Annotated in this window: 12 protein-coding genes; 10 read left to right on the top strand and 2 right to left on the bottom strand. The window is 48.4% G+C overall.

Going from position 1 to position 11,734, the window contains the following annotated elements:
* On the top strand, positions 1-595 hold a 595-nt coding region (locus J7L64_08740; protein MCD6452429.1), incomplete at its 5' end, for an amidohydrolase.
* Positions 596-600: 5 nt separating this feature from the next.
* Here the strand turns inward: J7L64_08740 and J7L64_08735 are convergent.
* The gene (locus tag J7L64_08735) at positions 601-1,620 is read right to left on the bottom strand and encodes an AIR synthase family protein (protein MCD6452428.1); all 1,020 of its coding nucleotides are present in this window, start codon (positions 1,618-1,620) and stop codon (positions 601-603) included.
* Between the two features lie 93 nt (positions 1,621-1,713).
* Between J7L64_08735 and J7L64_08730 the strand changes: the two genes are divergently transcribed.
* The 4 genes from J7L64_08730 to J7L64_08715 are packed head-to-tail and all read left to right on the top strand — an operon-like array spanning position 1,714 to position 5,825.
* Complete coding sequence (locus tag J7L64_08730) at positions 1,714-2,181, top strand: hypothetical protein (protein ID MCD6452427.1); 468 nt, start codon at positions 1,714-1,716, stop codon at positions 2,179-2,181.
* Positions 2,178-3,299, top strand: coding sequence for an efflux RND transporter periplasmic adaptor subunit (locus J7L64_08725; protein ID MCD6452426.1), 1,122 nt, complete (start codon positions 2,178-2,180; stop codon positions 3,297-3,299). Before J7L64_08730 ends, J7L64_08725 begins: the two co-directional genes overlap by 4 nt.
* 15 nt (positions 3,300-3,314) lie before the next feature.
* Positions 3,315-4,574, top strand: coding sequence for an ABC transporter permease (locus tag J7L64_08720; protein ID MCD6452425.1), 1,260 nt, complete (start codon positions 3,315-3,317; stop codon positions 4,572-4,574).
* Positions 4,575-4,583: 9 nt separating this feature from the next.
* On the top strand, positions 4,584-5,825 hold the full coding sequence (locus tag J7L64_08715) for an ABC transporter permease (GenBank protein MCD6452424.1): 1,242 nt from the start codon (positions 4,584-4,586) through the stop codon (positions 5,823-5,825).
* 3 nt (positions 5,826-5,828) lie between these two features.
* Here J7L64_08715 and J7L64_08710 read toward each other — a convergent pair whose 3' ends face one another.
* Positions 5,829-7,022 (bottom strand): P1 family peptidase, encoded by a 1,194-nt coding sequence (locus tag J7L64_08710; GenBank protein MCD6452423.1) that lies wholly within the window; start codon positions 7,020-7,022, stop codon positions 5,829-5,831.
* A gap of 161 nt (positions 7,023-7,183) precedes the next feature.
* Between J7L64_08710 and J7L64_08705 the strand changes: the two genes are divergently transcribed.
* The 5 genes from J7L64_08705 to J7L64_08685 are packed head-to-tail and all read left to right on the top strand — an operon-like array spanning position 7,184 to position 11,733.
* Positions 7,184-7,771: an RNA polymerase sigma factor gene (locus tag J7L64_08705; GenBank protein ID MCD6452422.1), complete on the top strand. Its 588-nt coding sequence runs from the start codon at positions 7,184-7,186 to the stop codon at positions 7,769-7,771.
* Positions 7,768-8,265, top strand: a complete 498-nt coding sequence (locus tag J7L64_08700) for a zf-HC2 domain-containing protein (GenBank protein MCD6452421.1) — start codon at positions 7,768-7,770, stop codon at positions 8,263-8,265. Before J7L64_08705 ends, J7L64_08700 begins: the two co-directional genes overlap by 4 nt.
* A complete protein-coding gene (locus J7L64_08695; GenBank protein MCD6452420.1) occupies positions 8,262-8,945 on the top strand; it encodes a hypothetical protein in 684 nt (227 codons plus the stop codon). The genes J7L64_08700 and J7L64_08695 overlap by 4 nt, the downstream gene beginning before the upstream one ends.
* Positions 8,946-8,947: 2 nt before the next feature.
* Positions 8,948-10,153 (top strand): type II secretion system F family protein, encoded by a 1,206-nt coding sequence (locus tag J7L64_08690; GenBank protein MCD6452419.1) that lies wholly within the window; start codon positions 8,948-8,950, stop codon positions 10,151-10,153.
* Entirely contained in the window at positions 10,150-11,733 is a 1,584-nt protein-coding gene (locus tag J7L64_08685) for a type II/IV secretion system protein (protein MCD6452418.1), read from the top strand. The genes J7L64_08690 and J7L64_08685 overlap by 4 nt, the downstream gene beginning before the upstream one ends.
* Position 11,734 lies beyond the last annotated feature (1 nt).

The following is an 11,734-nucleotide window of genomic DNA, read 5'->3' as shown; positions in this document are numbered from 1 at the left end:
GGTCTATAACCGCCTTCTCAAGATAGCCAAGGCAGCGAGCCTCGCCACCGAGACCACTTATGAAGTTCATCTCCTCTCCGGGGTTTATAACTATCTCGGATTAAAGACAGGTGCCGAGATAATGTATGAAAACCTGAAGCTGGTTGGTCCCCCTAAATTTACCCCAGAAGATCAGAAGTTCGCCAAAAGAATTCAGAAGGAATGTGGAAAGACGGAGAAAGGGCTATCGGATAAGATAGAACCCTTCAAGCCCCCAGAACCGAGCTGGGGAGGGGGCTCTACCGATGTAGCTGATGTAAGCTGGATAACCCCCACCATAACTATGAATACCGCTTGTGCCCCCTTGAATATCCCTTGGCATAGCTGGGCAGTGGTAGCCTCTGCTGGAAGTGATATCGGACACAGGGGAATGATCGTAGCAGCAAAGACCCTTGCCGCTACTGCAATAGATTTTCTGATGAAGCCGGAATTACTTAAGAAGGTAAGAAAAGAGTGGAAGGAGAAGACCAAGGGTCTCACTTATAAGTGCGCTGTTCCTAAGGATGTTCCTCCGCCCGTTCTCCCCGAGCCCAAGGAGAGGGGGAAAGAGGAGTAAGGGACTTAGAGGAGTTTAGTTAATTCATCTGAAGGAAGGGGAAGTATTTCAATTACTTCCCCTTCCTCGTTCTCCATCTTAACGCCGAACTCCCTCTCCTTTATCTCGCCTATTTTGCAAACGAAGATCCCGTTTTTTATGAGTTCTTTCCTGATCTTTTTCGCCTCGGGTGGAGAAGCGACTATGAGCAACGCGCCCGAGGCTATAAGACCTAAGGGATTGATGTTAAATATCTTGCATATAGCTTCGGTTTCAGGGAGGATGGGTATTTCCCTCTGGTATATGAGCGTTCCTTTATCCGCCGCCTTCGCCAGCTCGTATATCCCGGTGATCAGTCCTCCTTCGGTGGGATCATGCATCGCATGAACATGAGCTGTCTTTACCGCTATCCGTGCTTCTTTGATGACGCTTAATCCCGGTTCCTCCCTCAACTTCATCGCCCTTCGTATCAGTTTTTCCTCGAGTTTCCCTTTAAGTTCCTCATAAAAATCACTGGCTATTATCGAGGTTCCCTCGATCGCTATTCCTTTGGTTAGGAGGATAATGTCACCTACCTCAGCCCGGTCGTTTATCACCAACTCTTTCCTTTCTGCCTCTCCCACCATCATTCCCACTAAAATAGGCTTCTTAAGCCCCGGAGTCACCTCAGTATGGCCCCCACAGAGGGTGATGTTCAACTTCTCACAAGAGGAGATAATGTCGCAGAATATTTCTTCTACCAGTTCCTCGGTGGTTTCTTCTTCCGGTAGGAGTAAGGTAGCGAGGAAGAAACGAGGTACTCCCCCCATAGCGGCGATATCGTTTGCATTCACATTTATCGCATACCAGCCTATCCTTTTGCTGGTGAAGGTTATCGGATCGGTTTTTAGGATTAGGTATTTCTTTCCGAGGTTCACTACTGCCGCGTCCTCTCCCACTTTAGGACCCACGATGACCCTTTCATCCCGTATAGGGATTTTCCTAAGTAGCTTTTCAAGGAATATCGGGGCTAATTTCCCCGGTTTCAGCCTTTCCTTTTCTCCCATTTCGTCCCAAATTTACCATAGAAGGAGGAAGTTAGTAAAATTAAAAACGGAACAGTAAGGATTGTTTATGCGTAATTAAGAAAGGAGGGAGTAATGAAAAGGAGGGATATAATCTTGTTTTTCCTACTATCATTAGCCTTTTCTCTTGGCTGTAATGGTAGTAGCCCTACCCAGGTTGAGGAAGGAGTGGAGCTAACCATTATTACCGACAAGAATAGTTACAAGCCGGGAGAAACAGTAAAATTGACTTTGAGGGTGGTCAATACAGAGGAGGAGAAAAAAATAATCACCCTTCCCACCTCCTGCCAATATGACTTCGTAGTTTTTAGGGGAGGGGATGAGGTCTTTCGTCTTTCAAGGCATCAGGCTTGTCTTCAGGTGATCACCCAGCTCATCTTGAGCCCGGGAGAGGTGATGGAGTTCTCTTATAATTGGGATCAATACGACGATTCAGGCGTTCCCGTTTCACCTGGAGAATATGAGGTGAGAGGAGAGATACCTACTTCAAAACCATTGTTATCGGGCACAAAGAAAATAAAAATTGAAGGAGGGGAGAATTGAGAAAGAAGATAGTTTTTATCCTTATAGCCTTGGTGCTGATCGTCTCAGTGGGCTACCTTTGGCAGTTGAAAGCCAAGGGGAAGAAGAGAGATTTCAGCGATCTAAAGACCATCGAGGTAAAGCGGGGGGATATCGCTGAAACAGTTGTAGCCACTGGTTCCATCTATCCTAAAGCCAAGATAGAGGTAAAGTCTAAAATAGGCGGGGTAGTGCATCGTTTCTTTGTTGAAGAGGGGGATTATGTGAAGGAAGGGGATCCCTTAGCGGAGGTCGTTCCCGGTGCTACTCCTCTCGAAGTGGTAAAGGCGAGGGAAGAGCTCAAATCGGCTGAGGCGGAAATGGAGAAGGAGGAGCAGAACTACCGTCGGTCGAAGGAGCTTTTTAACAAGGGGCTGATCTCGAAGAAGGATTTTGAATCGGCAAAGACAGCCTATTTCCTTGCTGAGGCACGCTATTACGCGGCAAAGGCGCAACTTCAAGTACTCGGTTATAGAGGGGGTAAGGAAAAGCAGTCTTCCCCTAAAGATAAGGAATCGAGTGAGGCGAGTTATGCGATAAAATCGATGATCGTCCGCTCTCCTCTTTCCGGGATAGTCCTCAATCGAGATACCGATGAAGGGTCTGCGGTAATTCCTATATCTTCTGCTTCTGGCGGTACAGTAATTATGACTTTAGGTGATGTGTCGGAAATGCACTTCAGAGGAGATGTGGATGAGGTGGATGTGGCGAAGATAAGGGTTGGGATGCCTGTTCAGGTCCATGTCGATTCCTATCCTGATCGGGTATTCAATGGGGAGCTCATAAAGATATCTCCATTGGGAAAGAAAAAGGGGGATGTCGTAAACTTCGAGGTTAGGGTAAAGTTCCTCGATGATACTTCACCTCTGCGGGTTGGGATGTCCGCCGATGCTGAAATAGTTATTCAGGAGAGGAAGAATGTACTCTTCATCACCGAGGGGGCGATAGAACGGAAGGACGGAAAGGCTTATGTCTATCTCTTTGACCCTACAACTGAGACTGGAAAGAGAAAAAAGGAGATAAAAACTGGGATAAGCGATGGGATAAAGACAGAAGTAGTTGAAGGACTTAAGGAAGGGGACAAAGTGGTAATGCCTTAACCTTAGTGAGAAGCGATGACGATAAGCGAACTGATCAAGCAGGCGTTTCGTAATCTGAGGATGAACAAGCTGAGGAGTACCCTCTCTCTCCTCGGTATTACCTGGGGGATCATTTCGGTGGTTGTATTGATGGGTTTCGGAAACGGGATCCGGGTGATGTTCCACCGCCAGATGACCAAGATAGGGGAAAATATCGTTTTCGTATTTCCCGGTCGTACCTCGAAGCCATATGGGGGATATAAGGCTGGAAGGGATGTCCACTTCGAGTTGAAGGATGTGGAGGCGATCCGCCTACAATGTCCCAGTGTAGGAGTAGTTGTTCCCTGCGCCAGAAGGAGCTTTATGGTCAAACATGGAATAGAGGCGAGGGAAACCGATGTTAGAGGGGTAGTGCCCGAAGCCCGGTTCTTACGGAATATAGAGATAGAAGAGGGACGGTTCATCAATCAGGATGATGTTAGGAGACACCGGCGTTTTTGTGTCCTTGGAGCGGAGATAAAGGAGCGACTTTTTAAGCAGAATCAGGCGGTTGGAAAAACAGTGAAGATAGCAGGGGTAAGGTTCAAGGTGATTGGGGTGGCGAAAAGGAAGAATCAGCAAATGGCTACTATAGGTTCACAAGATGATCTTCAGGTATATGTTCCTATAACCACCCATATGAACATCCTCTCTGGTACCCGATATCTCTGGACGATCCAGTTCAAACCGGTATCCCCGGCGCTCACGGACGAGGCGGTAGATGAGGTGAGAAAGACCCTTGCCTCCCTTCACAACTTTTCACCAAAAGATGCTATGACATCGGGATTTTCCTTTACGGGAGCGGTTATCTTTTTCAATCTTGCTCAATTCGTTAAGATGATGGAGGTGATCGGCATCGCGATGACGGTATTCTTCGGGATAGTCGGCGTGATTACCCTTTTTATCGGCGGGGTAGGGGTGATGAATATTATGCGGGTTTCAGTCATCGAGCGAACAAGGGAGATAGGAATCAGGAGGGCAGTAGGGGCGAGGAAGAAGGATATCCTCCTTCAGTTCCTCTTCGAGGCACTGGTTATTACCTTTATCGGAGGTCTCTTCGGGTACCTTATTGGACTTTCCCTGATCTTTGCTTATAATCATGCTCCCCTTCCCGAAACAGCGCCCCGTGGTGAGTTTTCCTTGGGAATGTTTTTAATCTCCATCGCGGTGATGGTGGGAATAGGGCTTGTTTCCGGGATTCTTCCTGCAAAAAAGGCAGCGTCCTTGGATCCCATTGAATCGTTACGGTATGAGTAAGGAGGGAGGATGATGGTTCTGAGGGAGCTTGTCTCTCAGGCATGGTATGATCTCAAGGTCAATCGGGGAAGGACTATCCTCACTATGTTCGGCATCATCTGGGGTATTGCCGCGGTCATTATTCTCGTGGGTTGGGGAGTTGGCTTCGAACGAAGCTATACCGCTAATATAGCGAAAGTCGGGGATAAACTTATGATTCTATGGCGAGGAAGGGTGTCCAAAGGGATAGGAGGATATCGTGCGGGAAGAAGGGTCCTCCTTACGGAGAAGGATATCGTTGCCCTTGAACACTGTCCCGAGGTGGAGCTTATCGCCCCGATGATAAATCTCTGGTTTATAAACATAAAATATGGAAGCGAGGTTCTCTCTGTTCACACCCAGGGGGTTACTCCGGAGTATGCCATTGTGAGGAAGTTCGAGGTAGCAAAAGGGAGATTTATAAACCAGGCTGATGTGGATAATTTCCGCCGCGTCTGTTTTCTCGGTGCCGGGGTCAAAGAAAAGCTCTTTGGTCCTGATAGAAAAGCAGTGGGGGAGGAGGTGAGGATTAAGGGAATAAGATTCAAGGTGATCGGAGTGGCGAAGAAAAAAGGCGAACAATGGACTATATGGAACAGTTTGGACGATGATAAGGCACTTATCCCCCTAACTACTGCCAGGGCTTTATTCACCGGTACTAAATACCTCCATAACATTTTCTTCCAGCCACGGGAGCTACTCCGGTATAAGGAATGTGAGCGAGAAGCGAGAAGGGCTCTTGCTCGGCTTCACCGGGTGGACGAGACTGACGAGGAGGCAATAAGTCTTAGTGCCTATGCCGAAGGAATGGTTGAGTTTATGAAAATCGGGAGAAATATTCAGGTTTTCCTTGGGATAGCGGCGATCATCACCCTCCTTATTGGTGGTTTTGGAGTTATGAATATTATGTTGGTGTCGGTGAGAGAGAGGACCCATGAGATAGGAGTTCTCCGGGCGGTCGGTGCCAAAAGGAGGCATATTTTCCTTCAGTTCCTTTTAGAGGCGCTTATTATCGTGATTGCCGGTGGGATGATAGGTATTTTCGTAGGGGTAGCCTTCTGCTCCCTTATGGGTAAGCTCCCTCTCCCCAAATATTTCCCCGCTCCCTATATTTCCTTCGGAGTGATGCTTACCGCCTTTATCGTGATGGCAGCAGTTGGGATAATCTCGGGAACCCTTCCCGCTCTCTACGCAGCAAGGCTTAACCCGGTGGAGGCACTCCGTTATGAATAAAGGCTAATCCTTCTCTGCTGAGGGGAGGTTTTTGTCCCAGTTTAAAGCGTTGTATTTCTTTAAGATCTCGATGACCTTGTCGATAGGAAGCGCCTCTACCTTATGGCCCTCAAAACCCACCATTGTTTGTGCCTTGAATAGGGAGTTGTACACCGCTTCTTCGGTAGCCTCCACTACTGCCAGGAAAAGGGCGGACATCATTCGATTGCCCACCACAGTGCCTACATTGTAGGCTCGTTCGTTCCTTTTTATCCTAACCGAGGGAGCGTTGGAGAAAGCGATCACATAGTCACCGCTACCGTTGCTCATATAAGAGCCAGTCCTCGCCAATCCAAGTACTGCCCTTTTTGCCAACCGTTTGAGATTCCGATGAAGTAGGGGAGCATCGGTCGCTACCACGATCATACAGGAGCCATGTCGCCAGCTGTCAGCCACCTTTCGCTGATAGGGGAACATTCCCAACTCTCTTCCCACTGGGGCACCGTTTATCCTCAAAACACCGCCAAAGTTGGTCTGGACGAGCACCCCTACGGTATATCCTCCAAGCGATTTCGGAAGAACCCGGGAGGAAGTTCCGATCCCACCTTTGAACCCATAGCAGATGGTACCAGTACCTGCTCCTACTGCTCCTTCCTCTACTGGTCCTGATTTTGCTTTTTCTATCGCCTTCAAAACATCCTCTTTCTTTACCGCCCGGCTCCTGATGTTGTTCAGCCAGCCATCATTCGTCTCCCCTACCACTGGATTTATCGAGAGGGCGTTTTCGTTTCCCGGAAGGCTTAGGATGTAGTCGATAACCGCATCCGCCACCCGGGGTACATTGAGGGTGTTGGTAAGAAGGATCGGGGTTTCTATCTCCCCAAGCTCCTCAATCTGGGTAAAGCCAGTTAGCTTACCAAACCCATTGCCCACATAGACCGCTGCAGGAACCTTCTCCTGATAGATGTTCCCTTTATGAGGAAGGATAGCAGTTACCCCGGTTCTGATATCGTCCCCTCTTATCAGCGTTACCTGCCCTACCAATACATCGGGAACATCGGTTATCGCGTTATACCTTCCCGGGGGGAAGATCCCGGTTACTAAGCCAATATCGCGGGCGCGAGGTCTCTTCTCGTTTCCCGCCATCCCGCAGAGCAGAAAGATCGCTAAGGGGATAATAGTAAATATCTTAATTGCGCTGTTTAGATATACAAACATCGTCTTTCCTCCTGAGATCCGTTTTATCCAGAGAATTATATCATAATAACCTGTTTCTCCTCTTAGGGAAATTGGGTTTTACAATAAGGGGCTTATCTAATATATTTAATATATTAGCCTTGCAGAAAATTATTAGACGGAGAAGGTTCCCCATTCGTATTATGAATGAGAAGAGTAAAGAACTTGAGGTCCTATCTCAGAGGATAAGAAAAGGAGATGTTGATGCTTTCGCTCTTCTTATTGAAAAGTTGAAGGAGGAGCTGATCGGCATCGCTTACCGAATGATGGAGGATCTCGATGAGGCGAAGGATGTGGTGCAGGAGTGCTTCATCAAGTTGTGGGATAGCCGGGGGAGAATAAGAAAGGAAGGAAACATCCGCTTTTTGCTGCGGAGGATGGTAGTAAATCTGAGCCTCGATCTCTTGAGGAGAAGGAAAAGGGAAAGCCAGATGCGGAAGGCAGTACTTAGAGAAGAGAGAGAGATTTTTGAACTTCCCTCCGGAGAACAGGAGAGGTTCGTAAGGGAACTTTCCCTTATATTTTCCCATCTTTCAAATGAGCTGCCTGAGCAAGAACGAACGATCTTTATCCTGCGGGAGATCGAGGGGCTCTCTACCGATGAAGTGGCGAGGATACTCGATATCGCTCCCTCCACGGTGAGAAACCACTTGATGCATGCAAGAGCCCATTTGAGGCGGGAGATTAAATCGAGATATCCCGAGCTTCTCAATTACTGGAAGAAGTTATGAAAAAGTGCGAAGAGATCAGAAAGAAGATAGATGACTACCTTGAGGAAAGATTGTCCTCAGAGGATACCTTGGAGTTTGAAAAGCATATTCTTACTTGTTCTTCCTGCTTCCGAAAGGTGGTTAAGAAGGATCCGGCTAAGCTCTTTTTGCTTCTGAGAAGGGAAAGGTTAAATCCCGCTCTATTTCCCTCTTTCACCCAAGAAGTAATGGAAAGGATAGAGAGAAAGAGGACAAGGAGATGGGCTCCCCTCGTCCTTAGGCCAGCTTACCTCTTAATGATAGCGGTGGCTATCGTCGGTGCGATCCTTGCGTGGTGGCGCTTCTCGGGGGGGTTAAAGGGGGGAACGCCCCCCTTTGTAAGTGAAATAGTCGAGACAGGGGCACAACCGATGGTTCAGGACATCGGGGGAAAAGCCCGGGTCTATCAGTTGGAGATCGACGGAGAAACCCAACTGGTGATGGTAGTTCTCCCCAACCTTAAGTTCCTGAGATGAGACGGAATCTGCTTTTAGGGGTTATCTTGGCGGTCCTTCTTTTTCTCGAGGGCTCAACTGAGCCGGCAAGCCTACAAAAGGAGACCTTCACCCTTAAATACCGGGAGGTTGGAGGCGCTGCCCTCGCGATCAAGCCTTTTCTCTCCTCCCGAGGAAGTATCTTGATAAAGCCCACCAAAAGGATCATCGAGGTCATCGATTCAAAGGAGAACCTCAAGCTGGTGGAAAAGAAGATCGAGGAGTACGACATCCCCCCACGGGATATTGAATTGAAGATGGAGTTCATCTTTGCTTCCCGAAATGAGACTAACAGAGGTAACTCTTCCGAAATAAAGGAGGTGGCGGCGAGACTCTCCTCTTTCCTCGCCTATCGCTCATTTCAGTTGGCTGAGGATATAAAACTCACTGCCATCGAAGGTAAGCCGTTCCGAGCGCGGGGGAGAGGCTTCCATCTCACTTTCTATCCCGAGGTGGTCGGAGGAAAGGTGGTGCGACTCAAGGATTTTACCCTGTTTCAGGTAAGAAAACTCCCCAATGGAAGGTTTGCTTACCGACGCCTTTTCCGTGGTAGCTTGAATATCAAAGGAGGTACCCCGTTTATCCTTGGCCTCTTAAGAGATGAGGGGAGTGATAAGGCTTTGTTTATATTGCTCAAGACGAGCTTTGGGAAGGAGCGATAAGAATGCCCTACTTCGCCTGCAAGGTGGCTGATGCCGAAGGGAAGATAATCTCCCTGACATTGTCCGGGACAGATAGGAAAACGGTGGAGAAAGAACTAACCGAGAAGGGATATTACCCCCTTAAAGTAAAGAGAAGGTATTCCTTTTCCGAGCTTCTTTACTTCGGGAAGTCAAGGATAAAGGGGGAGGATTTTCTCGTTTTCAATCGGGAACTTTTAGCCCTGGTGGAAGCGGGGCTTACCATCGTTCAATCACTTGATATCCTCATTAAGAGGAGGGAGGATCCCTTCTTTAAAGGACTCCTCGAGGATGTAAAAAAGAGGGTGATTGAGGGAGCCTCCCTTTCCCAAGCATTTGAAGCTCAAGGAGAGGTGATACCGCGTCTTTATATCTCCCTTCTTCTTGCCGGCGAGCGGAGTGGTGACCTCCCCGGGGTACTTCGCCGCTTTATCCGTTATCAGAAGGTCCTTTCTATGCTCAGGAAACGGGTAAGTTCAGCTATAGTTTATCCAATAGTACTTATTGTCTTGGCTACCGGGCTCATTACCCTTCTTGTTACCTATGTTCTCCCCCGGTTCGCTCAGTTCTACGCTGACTTCGGTGCGGAGCTTCCCCTGATCACAACCATCCTAATAAAAACAGCGAGCTTCATCAGCCGCAATTTCCTCTTCATCCTTATCGGCATACTCGGATTGATATTCCTCCTTCGGGCATGGTCAAAAACCGAAAAGGGCGGAAGAAGGATAGATGGCTGGAAACTAAGGCTCCCCTTAGTCGGCAATATCTGGCTTCATTATTATATTTCCCAATTTACCAGGAGTCTCTCCACTATGCTTGGGGGAGGGATCCCTCTTCTCCCATCGCTGGCAGTAGCTTCCCAGTCGGTAGGTAATAAGGAGGTAATCTTCAGGATGAGGAGAGCGGAAGAGAGGGTTAAGGAGGGGATGAGCCTTCACCAGGCGCTTGAGGAAACAGGACTAATTAGTGAGATGGCGTTGGAGATGATCCAGGTGGGAGAAGCGACTGGCTCTCTGGTTGAGATGCTCAATAATATCGCCGATTTCTACGACGAGGAGATAGATTACCGTTTGGGGAGGATGCTTTCCCTCCTCGAGCCGGCATTATTGGTGGCTATGGGGTTGGTAGTTGCTGGCATCCTTATATCGATGTATTTTCCTTTATTTAGATTGGCGGCGGTGGCACGATGAGTAAGGTTGATGCTAATGCCAAAAAGCAGGCTAAGGAGCTTGCTCGTAAGTTTCAGCTCGAGTTTGTTGATCTTAAGAACTTTGAGCTGGATTACGAACTGGTAAGGAGCATTCCGGTGAACCTGATGATCAAGCATAGATTTATCCCCCTTGAGAAAGATAACCAGGGACTTAAGATAGCCATCGCCGATCCTTCCGATCTTCCGGCGATAGATGAGCTCGAAGCTACTTTAGGGGTTCCCCTCATCCTTTCGGTTGCCTCGGCTGATGAAATAGATGATTTCCTTAAAAAGAGCCAAGCCTCGCAAAGGGTACTCGAGGAGGCATCCAAAGGGTTTCTCCTCAAACTGGTAAAGGAAGAGGAGGAGGGTATCTCACTTGAGAAGGTGGAGCAAGATACCAGCCCGATGATCCGGCTGGTGGATACCATAATTCTGAACGCCATCGAGCGCCGGGCAAGTGATATTCATATCGAAACTAAAGACCGCGAAGTAATCGTCCGCTACCGCATCGATGGAGCTCTAACCCAGGCAATGGCTCCCATAGATAAGAGATATCATACCAATATCATCTCCCGGATCAAGGTGATGTCAGAGCTCGACATAGCGGAGAAAAGGGTGCCCCAGGACGGCAGGTTTCGCCTCCAATATAAAGGACGGATGATCGATTTCCGGGTTTCCATAATGCCCAATATCTATGGAGAAGATGCGGTTATCCGCATCCTCGATAAGGAATATATCAATCGGGAATTCGGAGAGTTGAGGCTCGATGTACTCGGTTTCTCTCCTCGGGAGCTGAAGAAGATCAGGAAGTATATCCATCAGCCATATGGAATGTTTCTTGTTACCGGACCGACCGGTTCCGGGAAGACAACCACCCTCTACGCTGCCATCTCTGAGATAAGAAATGAAGAGGACAAAATAATCACCATTGAAGACCCGGTGGAATATCAGATTCCAGGGATAACCCAGGTGCCGATAAACGAGAAGAAGGGACTTACCTTCGCCAGAGGGCTCCGTTCCATCTTAAGGCACGATCCAGACAAGATAATGGTCGGTGAAATAAGGGACCCAGAAACCGCTCAGATCGCTGTTCAATCAGCACTCACCGGACATCTCGTACTAACCACCGTCCACGCGAATAATGTCTTCGATGTGATTGGAAGATTGCTGAATATGGGGGTAGAGCCGTACAATTTTGTCTCTGCCCTCAATTGCGTTTCCGCTCAGAGATTGGTCCGGGTGATCTGTGAGAATTGTAAGACTGAGGTCAGGTATCCTCCCGAGCTCCTTGAGGAGTCGGGACTTGACCCCAAGAAGTACCGCGATTTCGTCTTCTATGAAGGGAAGGGATGTATTGAGTGTAATGGGACCGGTTTCCGTGGCAGAACGGCGATTATGGAGCTCCTTGAGATGTCGGATCGGATAAGAGAGATGATACTGGACCGAGCCTCTGGATCCGAGCTCAAACGGGCAGCCAAGGAGGAGGGAATGACCTTTCTCCGTGAGGTAGCATTGGAAAGGGTTTTCTCCGGGATCACCACCTTGAGGGAGATAAACAAGGTCACCTTTGTGGAGTAGG

The sequence above is a fragment of the Acidobacteriota bacterium genome, assembly GCA_021161905.1.
In the GTDB taxonomy this organism is placed as follows: Bacteria; Acidobacteriota; B3-B38; order Guanabaribacteriales; family JAGGZT01; genus JAGGZT01.
The sequence above is the reverse complement of the archived record's forward strand: the minus strand, read 5'-3'. Positions and strand labels throughout refer to the sequence as shown.